18 protein-coding genes are annotated in these 22,849 nt (G+C 64.8%); 4 read left to right on the top strand and 14 right to left on the bottom strand.

The window, feature by feature from the left end; all coding sequences use genetic code 11:
- Positions 1–10: 10 nt before the first annotated feature.
- Positions 11–901 carry a LysR substrate-binding domain-containing protein gene (locus tag ACO06O_RS14425; RefSeq protein ID WP_421881016.1) on the top strand — a complete coding sequence of 297 codons (891 nt, stop codon included), beginning with the start codon at positions 11–13 and terminating at the stop codon, positions 899–901.
- Here the strand turns inward: ACO06O_RS14425 and glyA are convergent.
- Complete coding sequence (glyA, locus tag ACO06O_RS14420; RefSeq protein ID WP_421881013.1) at positions 874–2,208, bottom strand: serine hydroxymethyltransferase; 1,335 nt, start codon at positions 2,206–2,208, stop codon at positions 874–876. The genes ACO06O_RS14425 and glyA overlap by 28 nt on opposite strands.
- 99 nt (positions 2,209–2,307) lie before the next feature.
- Here glyA and ACO06O_RS14415 point away from each other — a divergent pair, with 99 nt between their 5' ends.
- The gene (locus ACO06O_RS14415; protein ID WP_421881009.1) at positions 2,308–3,180 is read left to right on the top strand and encodes a LysR family transcriptional regulator; all 873 of its coding nucleotides are present in this window, start codon (positions 2,308–2,310) and stop codon (positions 3,178–3,180) included.
- 2 nt (positions 3,181–3,182) lie between these two features.
- On the opposite strand, the gene ACO06O_RS14410 is transcribed toward ACO06O_RS14415, so the two are convergent.
- The 13 genes from ACO06O_RS14410 to speB all read right to left on the bottom strand — a co-directional run bounded on the left by ACO06O_RS14410 (position 3,183) and on the right by speB (position 18,297).
- Entirely contained in the window at positions 3,183–4,379 is a 1,197-nt protein-coding gene (locus ACO06O_RS14410; protein WP_421881007.1) for an ABC transporter permease, read from the bottom strand.
- A complete protein-coding gene (locus ACO06O_RS14405) occupies positions 4,376–5,377 on the bottom strand; it encodes an ABC transporter permease (RefSeq protein ID WP_420419472.1) in 1,002 nt (333 codons plus the stop codon). Before ACO06O_RS14405 ends, ACO06O_RS14410 begins: the two co-directional genes overlap by 4 nt.
- A 29-nt stretch (positions 5,378–5,406) precedes the next feature.
- Complete coding sequence (locus ACO06O_RS14400; RefSeq protein WP_421881004.1) at positions 5,407–7,335, bottom strand: ABC transporter substrate-binding protein; 1,929 nt, start codon at positions 7,333–7,335, stop codon at positions 5,407–5,409.
- On the bottom strand, positions 7,335–9,218 hold the full coding sequence (locus ACO06O_RS14395; RefSeq protein ID WP_421881001.1) for an ABC transporter ATP-binding protein: 1,884 nt from the start codon (positions 9,216–9,218) through the stop codon (positions 7,335–7,337). Before ACO06O_RS14395 ends, ACO06O_RS14400 begins: the two co-directional genes overlap by 1 nt.
- A gap of 65 nt (positions 9,219–9,283) precedes the next feature.
- Entirely contained in the window at positions 9,284–9,775 is a 492-nt protein-coding gene (locus tag ACO06O_RS14390) for a hypothetical protein (protein WP_421880998.1), read from the bottom strand.
- Positions 9,772–10,527 (bottom strand): polysaccharide deacetylase family protein, encoded by a 756-nt coding sequence (locus ACO06O_RS14385; protein ID WP_421880995.1) that lies wholly within the window; start codon positions 10,525–10,527, stop codon positions 9,772–9,774. Before ACO06O_RS14385 ends, ACO06O_RS14390 begins: the two co-directional genes overlap by 4 nt.
- A complete protein-coding gene (locus tag ACO06O_RS14380) occupies positions 10,524–11,693 on the bottom strand; it encodes a glycosyltransferase family protein (protein WP_421880992.1) in 1,170 nt (389 codons plus the stop codon). Before ACO06O_RS14380 ends, ACO06O_RS14385 begins: the two co-directional genes overlap by 4 nt.
- Positions 11,690–12,289, bottom strand: a complete 600-nt coding sequence (locus ACO06O_RS14375) for a histidine phosphatase family protein (protein ID WP_421880989.1) — start codon at positions 12,287–12,289, stop codon at positions 11,690–11,692. Before ACO06O_RS14375 ends, ACO06O_RS14380 begins: the two co-directional genes overlap by 4 nt.
- On the bottom strand, positions 12,286–13,428 hold the full coding sequence (locus ACO06O_RS14370) for a glycosyltransferase family 4 protein (RefSeq protein WP_421880986.1): 1,143 nt from the start codon (positions 13,426–13,428) through the stop codon (positions 12,286–12,288). The genes ACO06O_RS14375 and ACO06O_RS14370 overlap by 4 nt, the downstream gene beginning before the upstream one ends.
- 12 nt (positions 13,429–13,440) lie before the next feature.
- Entirely contained in the window at positions 13,441–14,679 is a 1,239-nt protein-coding gene (locus tag ACO06O_RS14365; RefSeq protein ID WP_421880983.1) for a glycosyltransferase family 4 protein, read from the bottom strand.
- 7 nt (positions 14,680–14,686) lie between these two features.
- Entirely contained in the window at positions 14,687–15,919 is a 1,233-nt protein-coding gene (locus ACO06O_RS14360; protein WP_420419481.1) for a glycosyltransferase family protein, read from the bottom strand.
- 162 nt (positions 15,920–16,081) lie between these two features.
- Positions 16,082–17,257: a response regulator gene (locus tag ACO06O_RS14355; RefSeq protein WP_421880980.1), complete on the bottom strand. Its 1,176-nt coding sequence runs from the start codon at positions 17,255–17,257 to the stop codon at positions 16,082–16,084.
- Positions 17,258–17,328: 71 nt separating this feature from the next.
- Positions 17,329–18,297, bottom strand: coding sequence for an agmatinase (gene speB, locus ACO06O_RS14350; RefSeq protein WP_421880977.1), 969 nt, complete (start codon positions 18,295–18,297; stop codon positions 17,329–17,331).
- A 177-nt stretch (positions 18,298–18,474) separates the two neighbouring features.
- On the opposite strand from speB, the gene ACO06O_RS14345 reads away from it, so the two are divergent.
- Both ACO06O_RS14345 and ACO06O_RS14340 read left to right on the top strand, forming a co-directional pair.
- Positions 18,475–19,659: an efflux RND transporter periplasmic adaptor subunit gene (locus ACO06O_RS14345; RefSeq protein WP_421880974.1), complete on the top strand. Its 1,185-nt coding sequence runs from the start codon at positions 18,475–18,477 to the stop codon at positions 19,657–19,659.
- A 12-nt stretch (positions 19,660–19,671) separates the two neighbouring features.
- Positions 19,672–22,833 carry an efflux RND transporter permease subunit gene (locus tag ACO06O_RS14340; protein ID WP_421880971.1) on the top strand — a complete coding sequence of 1,054 codons (3,162 nt, stop codon included), beginning with the start codon at positions 19,672–19,674 and terminating at the stop codon, positions 22,831–22,833.
- Positions 22,834–22,849 lie beyond the last annotated feature (16 nt).

The following is a 22,849-nucleotide window of genomic DNA, read 5'->3' as shown; positions in this document are numbered from 1 at the left end:
GAAATTTGGCATGATAGAGGGTGCGATGCGCAGCAAGGTCGATATCGACGGTCTTTTGACCCTCTCCGCGGTGGCGGCCCATGGCGGGGTGACCCGTGCGGCGGCGGCGCTGGCGCTCAGCCAGTCGGCGGTCAGTCACAAGATCCTTCGGCTGGAGGAACGGCTGTCCTGCCAGTTGCTGACCCGGAAGGCCGGGGCGCCGATCCTGACCGATGCGGGGGAACGGCTGCTGGGCTATGCCGACCGGATTCTGGCCTTGCATGACGAAGCCGTGGCGGCGTTGAGCGGCAAGTCCATCGTGGGGGAGATCCGCCTCGGCGTGACGGAAGATACCACCACATTGGGCCTGTCGCGTATCCTGGCGCGCTTCGCCAACCTGCATCCCAAGGTCGATATCCGCACCCATGTGGCGCAGAGCCTGACCCTGGCACGCCAGATCGCGGACGCCGCCATCGATCTGGCCGTCATGCAGATTTTCGCGAAGGACAGCCTGCCGGAAGATGTGCTTCTGGACCGGGAACGCCTGGTCTGGGTACAGGCGCGGGATTTCGAGCCGAATCCGGATGCGCCGCTGCCCTTCATTTCCTTCGACCCGAACTGCTTCTACCGTCATTGGGCCTATGAGGCGGTGACGCAGACGCCCTATCGCCTGCGCACCGTGCTGGAATGCGCCAGCATCGGCGGTGTCCGCAGCGCCGTGTCCGCCGGAATGGGGTTGGCCCTGCTGAACGAGCGGCATGTCGGGCCGGACATGGTTCCCGCCCCGCCCGGCCTGCCGGACCCGCCGGATGTCGCCTATGTCGTCCGGGCGCCTGCGGTTCCGATGCGCAGCGCGGTCGCCGCTTTGCGTCGGGAAATCGAAGGCGAAATCGTTCAGCCGGCGATGGTGTCCCGAATGTAATGCAGGCGGTCGAACCGGCCGCGCAGTGCCGCGGTTTCCGCCGCCAGGGCGGCCGGATCGTCGCTGTTCAGCGCCCGGGTCAGCAGATCGGCCAGTTCCGGCACATCCTTCGGCGTCACCCCCCAGCGCACCAGTTCCGGTGTGCCGATACGTAATCCGTTCATGTCGCCGTCGACCGGCGGGCGCGGCAGGCCGATGCCGCAGGCCAGGAATCCCGCCTTGCGGATATGCTTTGACGCCGCCTGCCCGCCGCCGAACCGCGCGGCCTCCACCGCGAACTGGTGTGACCCCGTGAACCCTTGGGCGGTCTTGAAGACGGGCACGTCCATATCCGCCAGAGTGTGGGCGAGCGCTCCGGCCAATGCGATCATTGCCGCGGCGTAGTCGGTTCCGTAATCGCGCCAGTCCAGCAGGCTGAGCGCCAGTGCCGCCGATTTGGCGGCGTCGAAATTCGCCGTCATGCCGGGGAAGGCGATACGGTCCAGCGCCTCGGCGATTTCCGCCTCATTGGTGACGATCAGGCCGCCGGCCGGGCCGCCCAGGCTCTTATAGGTGCTCATCGTCATCAGATGGGCGCCTTCCTGCAGCGGGTTCGGCCAGGCACCGCCGGCGATGATGCCGCATTGATGGGCCGCGTCGAACAGGACCTTGGCGCCGATCTCGTCGGCGATGGCGCGGATCTCACGCACCGGATGCGGCTCCAGATTCAAGCTGCCGCCGATGGTGATGAGTTTCGGCCGCTCCTTCAGCGCCAAATCGCGCAGCGCGTCGACATCGACCGTATAGCCGTCCGCCGCGACCGGCGCGGGGATCGTCCTCAGGCCGTAAAGCCCGGCGCAGCCCGCGCCGTGATGGGTGACATGGCCGCCGATATCGGCCGGGGGCGCGATGATCGTGTCACCCGGCTCGCACAGGGCCATGAAGGTGTAGAGATTGCCCATCGCCCCGGACGCGACCCGGATTTCCGCAAAACGGGCCTGAAAGATCTCGGCCGCCAATTCGGCGCAGATGACCTCGATTTCCTCGATCGCCTCCAGGCCCATCTCGTATTTGTCGCCGGGATATCCCAGCGACGGCCGGCTGCCGATGCCGCTGGAAAGCAGGGCCTCGGCGCGCGGATTCATGACATTGGTCGCCGGGTTCAGGTTGAAGCAGTCCCGCTCGTGAATCTGCCGGTTCTGCTCCGCCAGCGCGTGCAGCCGGTGATCGATCGATGCCGAACCGGCGGTGGAGGCGACGGCCGCGATGGATTGGACGCGGGTTTCGCAATCGGCGGGGACCCAGGAACGTTGGGCGAGGATCGGCATGGCGTTCTCCATTTCTGAATGCCCGACTATGGTCAGGCTTCCGTGCAGCCCGCAACGCAGATAAAATAAAAATCGGCATAGAAAATCTATGGTGAGGCGATGTCGATTCAACCGCCCCGACCCCGGGGGCCATCCCTGAACGCGCTGCGTGCCTTCGAGGCGTCGGCCCGTCTCGGCGGCTTCACCGCGGCGGCGGAGGAGTTGAACGTCACGCCGGGTGCCGTGGCGCAGCAGATCAAGAATTTGGAGGATTGGCTGGGCGAACCCTTGTTTCAGCGTACCAGCCAGGGCGTTCGCCTGACGGCGCTGGGCGAGGCGACCGCGGGCCGCTTTTCGGACGCGTTCGATCAATTGGGCGAGGCGGTGGGCCATTTGCGGGCCCGGGCCAGCACGGCGCAGATTTCGGTCGCTGCGCTGCCCAGTCTGGCGCAATGCTGGCTGATGCCGCGCCTGCCCGCCCTGCGCCGGGCACTGCCCGATCTGGTGATCTCGGTGACCGCGCTGGAAAAGCCGCCGAACCTGATCCGGGAAGCCTTCGACGTCAGCCTGTTTTTCTCGGAAGCCGCGCCGGGCGCGGACGAGATCCGGATCGCGGAGGACCGGATCTATCCGGTCTGTGCCCCCGAAATCGCCGCATCGGTTTCATCCGTCGACGACCTGACCCAGATTCCCTGCCTGCGCGACGGGCATTGGCAGGCGGATTGGCAGGTTTGGCTGCGCCGGGTGATGCCGGACCGGCCCGTCGCCGTGACCGGCCCGCAATATTCGCTCTACAGCATGGCGTTGGACGCGGCGCGGTCGGGCGGGGGCGTGCTGATGGGCCATGACTGCCTAGTCACACCGTTGATCGAGCGCGGTGAGTTGGTGCGCCTGTTCGATCTGACAGTCCCGACCGGACGCTGGCTGACCCTGCGCACCACCCGTCCGGTCCACCCGGCCCTCAAGCGGTTCGTCGATCTTCTGGCGTCGTGAGCCTACTTATAGGGGTCCGCCGCGTCGCGCAGGCCGTCGCCCAGGAACTGGAAGGCCAGCACGACCATGATCACCGGCACCGCCGGCCACAGCAGCCAGGGATACAGGGCGACGGCGTTGAAATTCTGCGCCTCGTTCAGCAGCACACCCCAGCTTGTGATCGGCGGTTTCAGGCCCAGACCCAGGAAGCTGAGCGCCGTTTCGCCCAGGATCATGCTGGGCACGGCCAGGGTGACCGACGCGATCAGATGGCTGGTGAAACTGGGCAGCAGATGCTTGCCGATGATCCGGGTCGGCGTCGCGCCCATCAGCTGGGCGGCGACGGCGAAATCCTCCTCGCGCAGGGACAGAAGCTTGGACCGCACCGCGCGGGCCAGGCCGGGCCAGTCCAGCAGGCCCAGGATCACCGTGATCCCCAGAAAGACCAGGATCGGCGACCAGTTGACCGGCATGGCGGCGGACAGCGCCATCCACAGCGGTAGCGACGGGAAGGAACGGATGACCTCGATCGCGCGCTGCACGCACCAATCTGCGAACCCGCCGAAATAGCCGGCGATCCCGCCCAGGGTGACGCCCAGGACGAAACTGATGATCACCCCGATCAACCCGACGGTCAGCGAAATCCGCGCGCCCTGGATGATCCGGGACAGGATATCGCGTCCCAGCCGGTCGGTCCCCAGCAGGAAGAAATGCGACCCTTCGCTGGGACAGACGAAGTGGAAACTCATCTCCGCCATGTTCCAGAATTCATAGGTCGCGCCGTCATAGTCGGCGGCGGTGCAGAAGAATCGCAGCGGCTTCGGCTCGGCCCGGTTTTCGGTATAGACCCAGCGCAATTCCTCCAGGTCGAGCCGCACGTCATAGGGATAGACGAACGGTCCCACCAACTCGCCCTCGTGGAACAGTCGGACCTCCTGCGGCGGGGCGTAGATATAGTCCGTGTGACGGTGGGTGAAGCTGAACGGCGCCAGCATTTCCGAAATCAGGATCGAGAAATAGACCAGCAGCAGGTAGATGCCGCTCCAGACCGCCAGCTTGTGCCGCCGGAACTTCAACCACATAAGCCGCCACTGGGACGACAGATAGAATTTCTCCTGGTCCGGCGACAGGCGCGTCGCGGAATGCGGATCGAATGGCGCCTCGTTGACGTAGTGGTCGAGGGGCTTGCGGCCGGAATCGGACATCGGCGTATCGCTCATTTCGTCGCCTCCGCACCCAGCCGGATTCGGGGATCCAGCGCGGCGAGCGCCAGATCGGACAACAGATTGCCCAGCACGGTCAGCAGCGCCAGCACCATCAGGAAAGATCCGGCCAGATACATGTCCTGGGTCTCAAGCGCGCGCAGCAGCATCGGCCCGGTCGTCTCCAGGCTGAGCACGATCGAAACGATGGCGGAACCGGAGATGATTTCGGGCAACAGATTGCCGATATCGGCAATGAACGGGTTCAGCGCCATGCGCAGCGGATATTTGAACAGCGCCTTTTTCGGCGGCACGCCCTTGGCCCGGGCGGTGACGACATACTGTTTGTGCAACTCGTCCAGCAGGTTGGCGCGGAGGCGCCGGATCATGCCCGCGGTGCCCGACGTGCCGATGACGATGACCGGCACCCAGAGATGCTGCAGGACGCTGACGAACTTCTCCCAACTCATCGGCGCGTCGCGCAGATCGTCGTCGACCAGGCCGCCGATGGACGCCCCGGTCCATTCATTGGCCAGATACATCAGGATCAGCGCCAGTAGAAAGTTCGGCGTCGCCAGCCCGATGAAACCGACGAAGGTCAGGGCATAGTCGCCCGGCGAATACTGGTTCACCGCCGAATAGACGCCGATCGGGAAAGCGACGATATAGACGAAGATGATGGTGACGAAACTGACCAGGATGGTCAGGAACATGCGGTCGCCGACAACGTCGGACACGGGCAGCTCGTACTCGAAGGAATAGCCCAGATTGCCTTCCAGCAGGATGCCCTTCATCCACAGAAGGTACTGTTTCCACATCGGCTCGCCGAAGCCGTAATTCTCGCGATAGAAGGCCAGGACCTCCTCGCCGATCTGCTCGCCGCGATCCTGATACTCCTGGATGAGCGTGGTCAGATAGTCGCCGGGCGGAAGCTGGATGATCACGAAAACCAGGATGCTGATGACCAGCAAGGTCGGGATCATGACCAGAAGGCGGCGGACGATGTAATCCAACATGCTGAATAAACCCTTTTACCCGTGTCCGCTTACTGGTCCGCCTGGGCGGTCACGGCGTCCTTGTCCCAATACACGTAATCCAGCCCGTAGAGCCCGAAATGCGATCCGGGATCCCAGTTCCACAAGCCGTCTTCCGGCAGATTGCGCAGACCGTTAGACACCACGACGGGCTGCAGGACCCCGGCGATCAGGCCGATGGTCGGCAACAGGTCGGCATGCATCTGCAGCATTTCGTGCCATATCTCGGTCCGTTCTTCGCGGGTTTCGGCCAGATACCAATCGCGGCGTAAATTCATCAGGTCGATACCGATTTCCATATCGGGCGCGGCGCCGCCGGTCTTGTTGGTCTCGTAATATTCGCCCCATTCGGACCATTGGTATTGAACCTGGGTCACGGGCGCGAGGTCGTGCGGCGCCATATCCGGCGTCGCCAACCCGTTCTCGAAGCCGGATTCGATGGTCATCTGCGTCTGGCCTGAGAAGATGCGCCGGCGCAGCGTCTCTTTGCCCAGCGGCTTGATGTAGAGCTTGATGCCCAATTCCCACCAGCTGTCGGCAACCAGTTCCAGGATGTCCGCCTGTTCGGTTTCGCCGCTGGTCTCGACGATGATTTCGATCGGTTCGCCGTCCGGGCCGACCCGGGCGCCGTCCCAGCGCCGTTTCAGACCCATCTCGTCCAGCAGCGCATTCGCGGTCTTCAGATCGAACTGGGCGAAGGACGTCCGGTATTCCTCGCGGTAGAGCGGGCTCTTGGGCAGCATCGTGTTCTGGCCTTCCAGGGCCAGACCGAAATAGATGACGCGGTTGATTTCACGCCGATTGATGCCCAGCGACAGCGCCCGCCGGAACCGGACATCGCGGATCAGGTTGCGGAAGACCGGGTCCTTGGCGGTCAGATTCGGATAGAGCGCCATGTGGGAGCCCTTGGCGATCCGCCAGAGATAGGTCGCGTAGCCGTGTTCCGCCTCGTTCCGTTTCAACAGGGTGACGTCGTCGAAGCGCAGATAGCGCCCTTGGAAATCGACATCGCCCGTCGCCGCCTTGCCAGCGATCAGCTTCTCCTCGGCGATGTTCAGGATCACCTCGTCGGCATAGGGCAGTTGCAGACCGTTGACGTCGACCTTGTGGTAATACGGATTGCGCTTGAAGACGAACCGGTCGGCCGGGGCTTCATTCATCACGTTCCACGGCTGCAAGGTCGGCAGGTCCTTGTTTTCCATCCGGTAATAGCGGTTTGCCTTGATATGGATCGCCGCCCAGTTCCGCTGTCCCGCCGCCTCGGCCGCCGCCTGCAACTCGTCCACGGGCACATGGTTCGGGTGAAACTGGCTGAGGTAATGTTTCGCGGCATAGATCTGGTTCGGTCGGGCCTGGGCCAGACCGGGCAGGAAATCCGGGTTCGGGACCGGGAAGGAATAGCGGATTGCGGTTTTGCTCAGGGCCTCGACTTCCGGGTAATGGCCCATGATCTTCATGTAGGAGGGCGGCCCGGACGGGAAGAGATCCTCGTTATGGGCCATATCCTCCCAGAAATAGAGGAAATCGTCGGTCGTGAACGGATGCCCGTCCGACCATTTATGGCCTTCGCGCAGATGCAGGGTGAAGACCCGGCCGCCATCGGTCACCTCGACATCCTTCAGAATGTCCGGGACGATGTTGAAATCCAGATCGTATTTGACCAGCCGCGCATAGCCGTAGACGTACATGTAGCGCGTGTCCTTGGCCTTGTGCATCAGCGTGACCAGGCTGCCGCCATGGGTCCCGACCGTCTGACCGCGCGCATCCAGATCGACGACCAGTGGCTCGGACGGCAGGCGTTGCGCCACCGGCGGCAGGGTGCCCGCGGCAACCGCCTCGTCGAAATAGGGCGAGTCTGCGAACTCCATCGCACCGGCCGCGGCGGCCGGTATCAGCGCGGCGAAAGCGGAGAGGATCAGGGCGTCCAGGCGCAGGCGCATCAGGCGGCACTCCGGCTGAAAGAAGCGGATTCCTGGGCGCGCACGAAATGTCCGCCGCCCAGGTCGTGGAAAACCGCGCCGCCGGTGCCGTCATCGGTGAAGGGCGCCGGCCAGCGCGCCGGCGATGACGCCTTTTCGTCCATCAGGCGGGCGAAATCCAACAGCCGGTCCGGATTCGGGTCCGGAACCGCGCGCAGCAAACCCTGGGTATAGGGGTGCATCGGGTTCTTGAACAAAAGATCGCGCGGCGCGATTTCGACCAGCCGCCCGCGGCACATCACGGCAATCCGGTCGGCGATATAGTCGACCACCGCCAGATTGTGGCTGATGAAAATATAGGTCAGGCCCAGATCGCGCTGCAGATCCTTCAACAGGTTCAGGATCTGCGCCTGAATGGAGACGTCCAGGGCCGAAACCGGTTCGTCGCAGATGATGATTTCCGGATTGAGCGCCAGGGCTCGCGCGATCCCGATGCGCTGCCGCTGCCCGCCGGAGAAGCTGTGCGGATAGCGTTTCAGGTGGCGCATGTCCAACCCGACCAGTTCCATCAGCGTCGCGGCTTTCTGGCGGCGCTCCTCCATCGTGCCGATCCCGTGGATCGACAAGGGCTCGGTCAGGATGTCCAGCACCGTCATGCGCGGGTTCAGGGACGAGAACGGATCCTGGAAGATGAACTGCATCGTACGGCGGAAATCGAACAGCGCCCCGCCGGTCAGGTCCAGAAGGTCGGTTTCCTTCTGACCGTCATAATAGATCACGTCGCCCGAATCCGGCGTCAGCGCGCGCATCAGGATTTTCGACAGGGTCGTCTTGCCGCAGCCGCTTTCCCCGACCAGTCCCAGGCATTCTCCGCGCTGAACCGCGAAGCTGACGCCGTCCACCGCGCGGATCGGCGTCGACGCGCCGATGATGCCGCCCTTGCGGATGGTGAAGGTCTTGGTCACGTCCCGCACGGTCAGGATCGGCTTCTCCCGGTCTTCGACGACGCGTTTCGGGCGGTCGTCGCGCAGGGAGTCGGCATTGGCCTCGATCTCGCGGATCGGAATCAACCGCTCTCCCGGTTTCATGTCGAAGCGCGGGACGGCGTGCAGCAGGGCCTTCAGATAAGGGTGGCGCGGGTCGCGGAAGATATGGTCCAGCGTCCCATGTTCCATGACCTCGCCGTGATACATGACGACGATTTCCTCGGCCATGTTCGCGACGACGCCCAGATCGTGGGTGATCATCAGCACGGCCATGCCCAGTTCCTGCTGCAGATCGCGCATCAGTTTCAGGATCTGGGCCTGGATCGTCACGTCCAGGGCGGTCGTCGGCTCGTCCGCGATCAGCAGCGCGGGATGACAGACCAGCGCCATGGCGATCATCGCGCGCTGACGCAGCCCGCCGGACAGTTCGAACGGATAGGTCTTCATCGCCCGGTCGGGATCGGGGAACCCGACCATGCGCAGCATGTCGCGGCTCAGGTCATAAATTTCCGCCGTGCTGCAGCCGCGGTGCAGTTCGACCGCCTCGCCGATCTGATTGCCGACCGTGTGCAGCGGCGACAGCGCCGTCATCGGTTCCTGAAAGATGATCGAAATCCGGCCGCCCCGGATCGCGCGCATCGCCGGCCCGTCGCGGTCCAGCTTGGCGATATCGACCGGCCCGCCCGGCTTTTTGGGATCGTCGAACAGGATCGATCCGCCGGTGATCTGGGAAATCTTCGGCAGAATGCCCATGATGGCCTGACTGACCACCGATTTGCCGGAACCGGATTCGCCGACCAGCGCGACCGTGCCGCCCGGCGGCACACGGAACGACACGCCCTTGACGGCCTCCACCGCGCCTTCCAGCAATCGGAAGCCGATCCTCAGGTCCTCGACCTTCAGCAGATCCCCGGCCATTTACCCTATCGTCCCCCAACGCCGCCCGGCGTTTCACCCCCGCCGATCCTGTCCGGGCGGCAATTCTACCGTCGGATCGGCGATCCCATCGCGTCGAAATTGTGCATCGTCGTGGGATCGACGTCGATGCCTTGCCGGGCGCATAGTTCCGCCACGGATTCCGCAAGCCTATCAAACTCCTTGAGCGAAGACTCGACAATGATTTTTGTCCCGCCGCCGCGCAAGGTCAGCGTCAGGACGCCGCTGCCCCGACGGGCCTTGGCCGACGCGAAATAAGACAGTTTCACCACGGTGATATCCGACCACTTCAACTGTCGGCGGCGCAACGGGCTTTGAACCGCGATCGCATCTTCGGATAATTGGATTTCGGTTTTGTGGCGTAAGGCCGTGCGCAACAGAAAGACCGCAAAAAGTGTGGCCAGCGCCCAGCAGACGATTTCGATCGGCCGAAGAATATTCTCAACGCCCAGCGCCGGACCGGCGGTGACGGCGAGGCCGATCAGACCGCGCGCCGCATCTTTCGCCAGAGCACCTGAATCGTAGCGCAGGATTTTCATTGCGCGGCCAATCCCGACCGCGCGTCGATCCAGTCGAACGCGTCCCATTCGGCCAGTGCCTGAAGGAAGGTCCAACTGTCCGCGTCATGGTCCAAATGATGCGTCAGCAGCCCGACCGGTTCGGCCGGGTCGGTACCTTCCGCGCGCAATCGCCGCCGCCGGAACGCGTCGGTTAGAAGATCGAAGGCGGCGTCCTCGCCGATGAAGGCCGCGCGCCCGGTCGCCCGTTTCTGCTTCCAATTCAGAATGTCGACATGGGTGTTCAGCCGGGGAACCGGATCGCCCGGCGCCCGGTCGTTATAGGTGGACAGTCCCGCCAGCCCGGTCTCCGCCAGACGCCCGGCGAGATCCGGGGCGATCCGGTTCCAGGGCGGCACGAAGAGGGGGAAGAATGCCGGGCCGAATTGCTCCGACAAGACGGATACCCCCGCCGCGATGTCGCGTAGGGCTTCGTCCGGTACGCGTGCCGCCCCGAACTCCGCCTTTTTCCGGTCCGCCGGCTCGTGGTTCCGGTGGGCATAGCCGTGGGGCAGGACGGTGACCGTGTCCGGAAGGCTTCCCGCCAGATCCGGTTTCAGCGCCGCCGGGATCACGGCCAAGGCCAGAGGGCGGCCCTGCGCCGCGCCGATCAGCTTGTCCAGGGCAGGGCTGCGCGTTACCGCGTCGTCGTCGCGCCACCACAGACGCGGCCGGCGTCCCTCGGTGCGCCACGCCGCCAATTCCTCGATCAGGCCGTCCCGGGCGGCTGTCATGCCGGACCCTCCCGTCCTGTCATGGCCAATAGTGCCTCCGCCGATCGCCGTGCCCCGTCGGTGCGGTAGGGCGCATCGGGTCGGCGCGGAAGTTCGGCTGCCAGATCCACCGCGCGGGCCAGGCGTTCCGGCGACAATTGCGCCTCCGGTACGGATACCGCGCGGCCCGCGCGCTCCAGCAGCCGGGCGCGGGTCGGCTGTTCCGTTTCCTGCCCGGTCGGTCCCGCGAAAGGGATCAGGACCGACGGGCAGCCGGTTACCGCCAGATCCGCGACGGTGTTGTAGCCCGCCTGGCTGATCGACAGGCTGGCGGCGGCCAGAAGCGCCGGGAAGTCCGGCCGCGACGGTTCGGCCAGGATGCCGGGCGGCGGGGTGTCCAGGAAATCCCGGTCTTCCTGCGGCAGGTTCGGCCCGATCAGGATGCGCCAGATACGGTCCTTCAGGCGCGTCATCGGCCGCGCGGCGACGGCGGCGCGGATCAGGGCGCCGCCGGTCGCACCGCCGCCGGCGGAGACGATGACCTCGCCGTGCCCGTCGGGACCCGGCGCGACCGGCGGCGGTGAGACGATGCCGGTATAGACCACGCGGTCCGCCAGGCAGGGCGCGGCGGAAAAGCTGTCGGCCAATTGCGCGAATGTCGGATCGCCATGAACCAGGATCCGGTCGAAATTCTGCCGCGCGACCTCGGCGATCTCCGCGGTTTTCAGGCGGTCCGGGCGGGCGACCAGAATATCGCGGATGGATACCGCTGCTTTTGCCCCGCCACGGTGCGCTTCGGCGATCAACGGCAGCAATTCGAAGCGGAAGGCGCGGCGCGCGAAGGGAAATCCTTCGACCAGCAGAATGTCGGGCCGGGCCGCGCGCAGGGCATCCAGGCTCGCCTCCGCCCGACGTTCGCGCCAGGCATCGTCGATCGGTGCCCCGGTATCCGCATCGACCACGCCGGAAAAGGCGGCGTCTGCCGCCCGCGCGGGCGGCAGTTGAATGCGCGTCAGCCGGTCCGCCTGCCCGTCCGGGACCTGCCCGGCGACGCCGCCTTCCAGCAGGGTTACTTCGAATCCCGCCTCGGCACAGGCGCAGGCGATCCGTTCGGCGCGGACGCGGTGGCCGATCCCCAACATGTGTTGGACATGGAACAGCAATCTGGGGGCGGAACGGGCGGTCATAACGGATCGTCGGTCAGGGGAATGTTCAATCGGTGCGGGCGCGGGACGCCGTCGGCACCGATCTCGAAGACATGGATCGCATCCCACCGCAGTTTGTCGGGCGGACGTCCTGTCATATTCCAATCCGCCGCCGCCGCATAGACCGCGCGTATCACACCCTTATGGGTGACCGCGATCCGGTTGCCGCCTGCGCCACCCCATTGCGCCAGAAGGGGCAGGACGCGGGCCAGCACCATGCGGGGGCTTTCGCCATCCGGCGGAGTGAAATCCAGACCGCGCGCCTCGTTCTCGCGCATGGCGTCGCCCAGTTCCTCCCGTAATTCCGGCAGGCGGCGGCCTTCCCAGGCGCCATAGCGCATCTCGATCAACGCCGGTTCGGGGAGGGCCGGGCGCCGCAGCAGGATGTCGGCGGTCTCGACCGCGCGGCGCAGCGGGCTGCAATGGGCTGAGAACGAGGTGAATTCCACCGGCAGGCGCCAGGTTGCCACGGCCGCACGGCCGGTCTCGCTCAAGGGCTGGTCGCTGCGGCCCTGCAGGCGTTTTTCGGCGTTCCAGCCGGTGGGGCCATGCCGGACAAGGGCGACAAGGAACGTCATCGGCGCGACCCCGCCAGCACGCCGTCGATCCGGGTCCGCAGCAGCGCCGCCGCCCCGGCGATATCATGGTTCCGGGCGACATGCGCACGGGCGGCTTTCCCCATTTCCGTCAGGCTTTCAGGCGATTCCAGCAGATGTCGGACGGCGCCCGACAGGGCCGCCGCGTCGCCTTCCGGCACCAACAGGCCGGACCGGTCCGCATCAACCAGTCCGCGCGTACCGGGCCGGTCGCCGAGGATCACCGGCAGCCCCGCAGCCTGCGCCTCCAGTGGCGCCATGCCGAAAGCCTCCCCGATGGCGGGCCAGACGAAGAGATCCGATGCGGTGTTCATGCGTCTCAATTCCCGCGCCGACAGCGCACCCGCGAAGCGTATCCTCGGGTCGGGGGCGATTTCTCTTTCGATCTCCGGCCGCGCCGGGCCGTCGCCGACCAGAATCCAGTGAAACGCGATCCCGTCCAGGGCCGCAAGCGCCTGGGCGATGACACGATAGGAGTCTTGCTTGGCGCCGGGCCGCATCATGCCGGTCGAAACCAGCCAGGGCCGCGTGCCGTCCAGATTGAGCCGCGCCGCGATGTCGGCGCGATTGCGCGACCTGTTCGCTGCTCCGCCGCCCTCCCGCGCCAGGTCGACAAAAGGAGGCAGCGTGGCGATGGGGGCATCCGGTCCCAGAAATGTCTGGATTTCGGGAAGATCCCGGGGGTTCGGTTGCAGGATCAGATCGGCTTGGCGCAATGCGGAATCGGTCAGCGCATGACCCCTCCGCCAGGGCCCGTCGGCGCGGGCGGCCGCGCGGCTGGCCTCGGCCACGATATAGGGAACGCCCAGGGCCGACGATACGGCGGGACCCAGCAGATCCGGGGCCTTGTAATAGAGATGATAGGTGAACCAGATCGACGGCGGGTTATCCCGAAAGCGCTCGATCAGCCGGTCGGCGATGGCGGCGGCGCGGCGTTCCAGTCGGTCCTGATATCCGTCATCCCCGTCGGCGTTGCGGCTGCGCAGCGTGCTGACGGTCTCTGCGTCAAATCCGGCGCGGCGCAGGGCCTGCAGCAGCAGCCGCGCGAAACGGCGGTCGCCGGATGGGGTTGGGTGGGTCGGCGGCTTCAGCGGGGCATAGAAGGCGACTCGCTCTGTCATGGGGCCCCCGGGTCAGGACCCGCCGGGCGGTGTGCCAAGGCCGAAATGCCGGGCCAGTCGATCCAACTCCCGTTCGGCGTCGAAATGCGCACGTACCCGCTCTGACCCCGCCTGGCCCAGATCGTGCCTCAGCGCCGGGTCCCGCAGCAATGTCTCCAGCGCGGCGGCCAGGGCCTTCGAGTCGCCGGGCGGGACCAGCAGGCCCGTTCGATCCGCATCGATCAGTTCCGGGATGGCCGAAACGGCGGTCGCGACGGTCGCCACGCCTTGGCTCTGTGCTTCCATGAGAACATTCGGCAGGCCGTCGCGGTCGCCGTCGGCGGCAATCTTGCTGGCCAGAACGAAGATGTCGGCTTCGCGCAAGGCCGTCAGAACCGCGTCCTGCGGCTGCGCCCCGCGCCAATCGATCCGGTCGGCGATCCCGGCTTCCGCCGCCTGCGCTTTCAGTTTTTTCAACAGACCGCCGCCGCCGATATGGATCAGACGCCACTCGATATCGTCCGGCAGGCTTGCCAGCGCCGCGATCAGATCGTCATACCCTTTCTTGGGGACGGCGCGGCCGACGGACAGGATCGTGGTCGGGCCGGTCTTCGGGCCAGTCTTCGGGCCGGTTTCCGGTGCCCGGGGGAACCGGGTCAGATCGATCCCGTGATATTGCAGGGCGACCTTGTCCGGCGTATCGGCCAGGCCACGCAGATGATCCGCGCCGCTGGCGGTGCAGGTGACCAGCCAATCCATTTCCGCCAGCTTCTCGCGGATGTCCCAATCGGGAGAGGTCCAGATGTCCTTGGCATGGGCCGATCCGCTCCAGGGCAGACCGCGCAGAATGGCGGCATAGCGCGTCACCGATGCCGGGGTGTGCAGGAAATGGAAATGCAGGCGCGTTACGCCGGCCGGCAGTTCATGGGCCAGGACGCAGGCCTGGCCCCAGCGCCGGACGCGGTTGCGGGTCGGATCGCGCTTCAGATCGCGCAGCCAGGCCGCGCGCGCGGCACGGTAACCCGGCATCGCTTTCGCGGCTCGCAGCCCGCGCCAGACGCGACGGGGTTCGAGATGCAGGTATTCCGGCAGATACAGGACCGGCGCCTTGATCTCGTCATGGATCGGATGTGTCGTCTTGTCGGTCGGGTGGCGCAGGGACACCAGCCGGATATCCAGCCCGCGGCGCTCCAGTCCCAGGATTTCCTGGGCGATAAATGTTTCCGACAGGCGCGGATAGCCCTTCAGAACGAACGCGACGGGATCGGGCATGAACCGGTCAGGCTCTCTTTTCCGCCAGGGTCAGCGGACGGCGCTGACGCCGGATCCAACGCCGCGCCAGCCGGTCGACATTGTCCAATCCGTCCATCAGGCCCGGCACGACGACTTCCGACGGGCGCGGCTGCTGCGGCAGATGGCGCAACGCCGTCTCCATGGCCCGCGTGTCCGACATTTCCTCGTCGCCCAGCATGGATACGAGGCCCAGTTCCTGGAACCGGGCGGCGCGGATGAATTGTTCCTTGCGGGGGCGGGTGCGCGGCACGATCAGCGCGCGCTTGTCGAAGCTCATGATCTCGCAGAACGTATTGTAACCGCCCATGGCGACCACGCCGACGGCATTCTGCATCAGGCTTTCCATATGAGCGTCGAAGGTGATGACCTCGACGTCGTCCAGCCGTGCCGCCCGGTCCATGAACTCGACCTGGGTCTCGGTCGGCATGAACGGACCCAGCACGACCAGGGCCGGATAGGGCTGGCGCCGGTCGGATTCATAGGCGCGGATGACCCAGTCGACCATCAATTCGCCGTCGCCGCCGCCGCCCGGCGTGACCAGGATATACGGGCTGCGGATTTTCACCGTCTGGTGCGCGACCGCGTCGCCGGCCACTTCGCGGCGCAGATAGCCGGTATAGGTCATCTTCCGCCGCACCGAATTCGGCACCGAGATGCCGGCCAGCGGATCGTGGATCTGCGGCAGGCCATAGATCCAGATGTCGTCATACAGATCGGACAGCGCCGGCATGACGTTCTTGCGCTCCCATTCCGGCTCCAACAGGTCCGGATCGTCCATGACGTCGCGCAGGCCCAGGACTGTCGGCACGCCGCGCTGTTGCAGCATTTTCAGCGTTTCTTCGACTTCGCCGCGCAGGCCCAGCGGTTCCTTGTCCACGATGAACAGGTCGGGATCGAACATGCTGGCAGTGTGCCGGATGATCGATTCCCGCAAGGCCAGTGTTTCGTCAATGTCGATATGAAGCTGCAACGGGGTGTAGTCGCCGTTGCGCAGCTTGATCACGCCCGGCACCCGCACGAAATCGACGCGGCTGCGGAAATCGAAACTGCCGATGATCGACGATCCGGTCAGGATCAGGACCGTCAGATCCTTGTTCTTTTCGACCAAATGATGGGCGATGGCACGACAGCGCCGCAGGTGACCCAGGCCGAACGTGTCGTGGGAATAGATCAGCACGCGCGCGTTGCGACCGCGCGTCCCCCCCGTCTGACAGTCCATCAAAGCCCCTCCTGGACCCGTCGGGCCACTCAAGGTCTGGTTGCTCGTTTCCGACCCGGCGCCGGGTGCGTCGCGGTTCTTTGGACCGTCTCGGCATTCCGGCACGGGCCGGATTATGGCACAGATGCCCGGCGCTTGAAAACGGATGTTGCCGCCGCGCCCTCAGTCGCCGTCGCCATCCTGGTCCGGGTCGCTGTCGACGACTTCCACTTCGACGTCTTCGACACTAGGGGAAAGCAGCTGTTTCTTGGCCGGCGCCCGTTTCGGTTTGGGCACTTCGTCGGCATCCAGGGCGGCCTTGTTCGCCTCCTGGAAATCCCGGCTGACGAATTGAAGACCCGCCGAGTTGCGCAGGAATTTGGCGTTGGCGCGCTGCAATTCGTCCAGCAATTCGCGCCCGATCATGCCGCCGTCGCCCTTGATCTTGTCGCGTACGACGGCCTTCAAAATGCGGATGTGCTCCCCGATCAGATCGCAGCAGGAATCCGAGCGGTCGAGATTGTGCAGCGTCAAATCGAACAGCGACCGCGCGACGCGACTGACCAGCGGATAGCCGAAGGTACCGCCCTGGCCACGCATTTCATGCGCCAGGAAGTTGATGCGGTTGAACGGTTTGCGCCGGTCGGCCGTCTGCGAGGCACGGCAGGCTTCAAGCGCGGCATCGATCTGCTTGATGTAATCCAGGGTCCAATCGCGGAAATCTTCCGCCCAATTGTCCATTTCGCGCTGAACGTCCAGGACCTTCTGAATGTCGATCGACTCGTTGGCCATGCGGCGGCGCAGGTCTTGCGGCGGATCGTAGAAGGTGACCCCCTTGGCTTCGTCGGATGCTTCCGCATCGCGCCGCTCTTCGGGACTCAGCGCCTCGCGGCGCCGGCGGTCGGGGCCGAAGAAACTGCCGATCTTCACAAAGCGCCGCTTGTCCTTCAGCGCCGCCATCAGGTGGATCGCGACGGACTGGGCGGAGAAGGGCTTGCTGAGAAATTCCGTTACCCCCAGATCGCGCGCCAACTGCACGCGCGCCGGGTCGGAAAAGGCGGTGATCATCACGAAGGGCAGAAAGCGGTTCGGCGATTCCTTATGCTTGCGCACCCAGCGCAGCAGCATCGCCCCGTCCACCGGATGCATGACCCAGTCGGACAGAACGGCATCGACCCGGCCCGCGCCTGCCGCCGCCGGGTCACGCGAAACGGTGCGCAGAAGGTCGATCGCCTCCGCCCCGTTGGACGCCCGTAGGATGTTCCCGACGCCGAATGTCCGCAGGACCGAGGCCAGCAGGCCCCGGATCTGCATCTGATCCTCGACGATCAGGATGGTTGTGTGCTTCAGACCGCTCATATCTCAGACGGACCTTACCCGGCTTCGGGTTCGATTCCATGCAGAATCTGTGCCCGAATTGCCGGTCGCCGTCACCCTTTAGCCTGCTTTTTCTGGGCCATGAGGCACAGCCAGTCATGCCCGATCGTCGCCGCCGCGATGGCGGTGATTTCGGCATTGTCATAGGCCGGCGCGACCTCGACGACATCGGCGCCGACCCAATCGATCTCGCCCAGATTGCGTACAATTTCCAGAGCCTGGGCGCTGGACAGGCCGCCCGCCACCGGTGTGCCCGTTCCCGGCGCGAAGGCCGGATCGAGACAATCGATATCGAATGTCATATAGGCCGGGCCGTCGGTGCCGACGACCTCGAGAGTACGATCGATGACGGCCTGAACGCCGTTCTTATGGACCCAGGGCGCGTTCAGCTCTGTAAAGCCGTAATCGTCGTCGTTCCAGGTTCGAAGGCCGATCTGCACCGACTTTTCCGCGATGACGATGCCTTCCTTGGCCGCCCGGGCGAACATGGATCCGTGGTCCAGTCGCTTGCCGTCGTCCGGCCAGGTATCGCAATGGGCGTCGAAATGGATCAGCCGGATCGGCCCGTATTTTTCGGCATAGGCGCGCAGGATCGGATAGGTGACGAAATGGTCGCCGCCCAGGCACAGCGTCGCGGTGTCCTGAGAGAGGATGCCGGCGATATCCTTGGTGATGACGTCCGGCGCTTCCGACCCGTATCCCCAATCGAAATAGACGTCGCCCCAGTCGACGACCGCCAGCGTGTCGAACGGATCGAAACCGAAGGGAAAGGCCTTCAGCTCCGCCAATTGGACGGAGCCCGCGCGGATCGCACGCGGCCCCAGGCGGGCGCCGGGCCGATAGGATGTCGCCAGGTCGAAGGGTATGCCGACGACGGCGACATCGGCCTGGGACAGATCGCGCGTATATTTACGCCGCAGAAAGCTCAGCGCCCCGGAATAGGTCCCGTCGAGACCCCGGCCGGTCGTTGAATCCGACCGGAATGCCTGGTCCCCGTCGATTTCCACCGAATGCGATGGCATGCGCAATCTCCCCAAAATGCCGTATGATCAACACGGTCGGGAGTGTGCGTCCGCGATGGACGGATCGCAAGTCGCACGCGACCGCTGAAAATTTCCGTCCGGGTCTTTTTTGCAGTGCAAAGAACACTATCTAGTTTACTTCTTTTTCTGAGCGCGGTTTCCGAGAGGACGAGTAAAATGGGGAAAACGGCTATGGCGGCTTTGGCCGCCGTCTTGCTTTTGGCGGCGGCTTGCGACGACGCGGGTCAGAACACTCAGGCCGCCGGCGGCGGTGCCGCGCCGCCTCCGCCCACGGTCACGGTGGCCGCGCCGCGGGTCGAACCCCTGATCGAATGGGACGAGTTCACCGGCCGGTTCGACGCGGTCGAGGACGTCGTCGTGCGCGCCCGTGTGACCGGCTATGTCCAGGAAGTCCATTTCGAGGATGGTCAGCTGGTCGAAAAGGGACAACTGCTCTTCACCATCGATCCGCGCACCTATGAAGCCGATGTCGCGGCAGCCAATGCCGATCTGGTATCCGCGCAGGCGGCCCAGCGGCTGGCCACGGACAATTTGAACCGGTCGGAGAAGCTGGTTTCGGGTCGCACGATCTCGGAATCGACCCTGGATCAGGCGCGCCAGGCGAAAGCTTCGGCCGATGCTGCTGTCCAGGCCGCACGGGCGGCGCTGGCACGGGCCCAGCTGGATGTCGAATTCACCGAAGTCCGCTCCCCCGTCACGGGCCGGATTTCCGATGCGCGCGTCGATGTCGGCGATCTGGTGATCGGCGACAACAATCCGACCGAACTGACCCGGGTCGTCACCATCGATCCGATGTATTTCATCTTCGAACTCAGCGAGCGCGACTATCTGGGCTATCAGCGGTCGCGTTTGACCGGCGATATGGCCGAGGCGCGCAACGGGACCGTCCAGGTCGAGCTGCAGCTGTCGGACGAGGATGAGTGGACCCGTGCCGGGGCGATCGATTTCGTCGACAACACGGTCAATCGCGGCACCGGCACGATCCGTCTGCGCGCGGTGGTCCCCAATGGCGACGGCGTCATAACGCCGGGCCTGTTCGGGCGTCTGCGCCTGCCGGGATCGCCGGTCTATGACGCCATCCTGGTGCCGGATTCGATCATTCTCAGCGATCAGTCGCAGAAGCTGGTTCTGGCCGTGAACAAGGACAATGTGGTCGAGGCTGTGCCGGTTCGGCTTGGCCCGCGCGAGCTTGGCATGCGCATCATCCGGTCGGGGCTGACGCCTGAACACCGGATCATCATTTCCGGCGTCCAGAAAGCGCGCCCCGGCATGACCGTGACGCCGCAGGAGGGTCGGATCGAACTGCCCAGCGAGTCCCAGGGCGCGGGCAGCGATCAGTAAGGCTAGGCGATCATGAAAATCTCCCACTTCTTTATCGACCGGCCGATCTTCTCGGCGGTCCTGTCGATCTTGCTGCTCGTGCTCGGCGGGATCTCATTGCTCGGCCTGCCGATCTCGCAGTATCCGGAAGTCGCACCGCCGACCATCCAGGTCACGGCTAGCTATCCCGGCGCGTCGGCCCAAACCGTCGCGGAAACCGTTGCCGCCCCGATCGAACAGGAGATCAACGGGGTGGAGAACATGCTCTACCTGACCTCCCAGGCGACAGGCGACGGGAATGTCACGATCACGGTGACCTTCGAACTGGGCACGGATCTGGATGCCGCCCAGGTTCTGGTTCAGAACCGGGTGGCGGTCGCCCTGCCGCGCCTGCCGCAATCGGTGCGCAACCTGGGCGTCACGACGCGCAAGAATTCGCCGAACCTGATGATGGTCGTCCATATGCTGTCGCCCGACGACACGTTGGATCAGCTCTATATCTCCAACTACGCCTTCCTGCAGGTGAAGGACGTGATCGCTCGGCTGGACGGGGTCGGCGATGTGCGGATTTTCGGCGCGCGCGAGTATTCCATGCGCGTCTGGCTGGACCCGGAGCGGATGGCGTCCCTGAACCTGATCGTCGAGGACGTGATCGGCGCGGTGCAGAATCAGAACGTCCAGGTCGCGGCCGGGGTGGTCGGCGAGGAGCCTTTGCCCAACGCGGTCGATTTCCGCCTGAACGTCGAAACGCAAGGCCGCCTGGTCGATCCGAAGGAGTTCGAGAAGATCATCGTCAAGCGCGGGGAGGACGGCAGCGTCACCCGCATGCGCGATATCGGCCGGGTCGAAATCGGCGGTTACGACTATTCCACCAATTCCTATCTGGACGGCAAACCGGCCGTCGCCATCGCCATATTCCAGCGGCCGGGCAGCAACGCCCTGGCGACGTCGGATGCGGTGATCCGAAGCTTCGAGGACTTGAGCAAGGCCTTCCCCAACGGATTGGCGCACAGCATCGTCTATAACCCGACCGAGTTCATCGAACAGTCGATCGACGCGGTGGTGGAAACGATCTTCGAGGCCGTCGTCCTGGTCGTCATCGTCATCATTCTGTTCCTGAAGACCTGGCGTGCCGCGATCATTCCCATTGTTGCCATTCCGGTCTCGCTGATCGGCACCTTCCTGGTCATGGCGATGCTGGGTTATTCGCTGAACAGCCTGTCGCTCTTCGCCATGGTTCTGGCCATCGGCATCGTCGTCGACGACGCCATCGTCGTGGTCGAGAATGTCGAGCGGAACCTGCGCAAGGGCCTGTCGCCGCGCGAGGCGTCACGGCAGACCATGACCGAAGTGTCGACCGCGCTGATCGCGATTTCCCTGGTGCTGCTGGCGGTCTTTATCCCGACCGCCTTCGTGCCGGGCATCGCCGGGCAGTTCTATTCCCAGTTCGCGGTCACCATTGCCACGTCGACCCTGATTTCCCTGGTCGTGTCGCTGACTCTGTCACCGGCCCTGGCGGCGCTGTTGCTGCGCGAAGAGGATGCGTCGGCGAAATCGTCGCTGATCATGCGGCCGGTCCATGCCTTCTTCCGGATCTTCGACAAGGGGTTCGATGCCATGGCCAACGGCTATGGCGCGATGGTCGGCAAGCTGGTGCGGATTCCGTTGATCGTCCTGATCATCTACGGCGGCTTGATCTATGCGGCGGTCGACGTGTTCCGGACGACGCCGGGCGGCTTCGTGCCGGAGATGGATCAGGGCTACTTCATCGTCGTCGTGCAGACGCCGGCTGGCGCCGCGCTGGGCCGGACGGATGCGGTGGTGCAGGATCTCAGCACCAAGCTGCGCGGCATCGAAGGGATCTCGCACACGGTGGCCTTCGCCGGTTTCGACGGCGCGACCTTCACGAATGCGTCCAACGCGGCCGCCATCTTCACCCCGCTGCTGCCCTTCAAGGAACGAATCGCCCAGGGGATCGATGCCAATGCGATCTATGGCCAGATGTGGGGCATCGCCTCGCAGGTCCAGGATGCGGTGGTCTTCGTCATCAAACCGCCGCCGATCCAGGGCATCGGCACCGGGGGCGGGTTCAAGATGTATGTGCTGGATCAGCGCGGGCGCGGGCCCGAGGCGTTGGAAGCCGCCGCCCAGCAGCTGGCAGGCGCCGCAAACGCCGATCCGGGCCTGACCCAGGTCTTCACCTTCTTCAACACGCGTACGCCCAAGATTTATGCCGATATCGACCGGCATAAAGCGGAAATCCTGAACGTTCCGCTGGAACGGGTGTTCTCGACGCTGGAGACTTTCCTGGGCTCGTCCTATGTCAACGACATCAATCTGTTCGGCCGCACCTTCCGTGTGCGCGTACAGGCGGATGCCGAGTTCCGGGACGACGCGTCCGATATCGGGAAGCTGTGGACCCGAAACCTGGATGGCGAGATGGTACCGCTATCCGCCGTCGCGAAGCTGGAGGACCGGACGGGTCCCTACCGGGTGGCGCGGTACAATCTGTTCCCCGGGGCCGCGGTACAGGGAGCGACCATGCCCGGCGTCTCCACCGGCGACGCCATCGTGCGGATGGAAGCTTTGGCGGATCAGGTCCTGCCGGACGGATTCAGCTATCAATGGACCGAACTGGCCTATCAGGAGAAGCAGGCCGGCAATACCGCGATCTATGTCTTTGCGGCCGCCGTTCTGTTCGTCTTCCTGTTGCTGGCGGCGCAATACGAAAGCTGGCTGCTGCCCTTGGCGGTGATCCTGATCGTGCCGATGTGTCTGCTGGCGGCGATGTACGGCGTCACCTGGCGCGACATGTCGAACGACATCCTGGTTCAGATCGGTCTCGTCGTTCTGGTCGGGCTGGCGGCGAAGAACGCCATTCTGATCGTCGAATTCGCCAAACAGGCGGAAGAAGAGGGCATGAACCGGTTCGAAGCCGCGGCCGACGCGGCCCGGACCCGGCTGCGCCCGATCCTGATGACCGCCTTCGCCTTCATCCTGGGTGTGACGCCGATGGCGCTGGCGACCGGGGCGGCGGCGGAAATGCGCCAGGTTCTGGGCACGGCGGTGTTTTCCGGCATGGTCGGCGTGACCTTCTTCGGTCTGATCTTCACGCCGGTCTTCTATACGGTGTGCCGCAAGCTGGCGAAGGACACGCGGCAAAAGGAAGCCGCCGCGCGCAAGGCCGAGGCATGAGGGACGACGCTGACGC

The organism is Pacificispira sp. (genome assembly GCF_965228185.1).
Lineage (GTDB): Bacteria > Pseudomonadota > Alphaproteobacteria > UBA8366 > Aestuariispiraceae > Pacificispira.
Note: the sequence above shows the minus strand (reverse complement) of the source record. Positions and strands in the feature narration are given on the sequence as shown.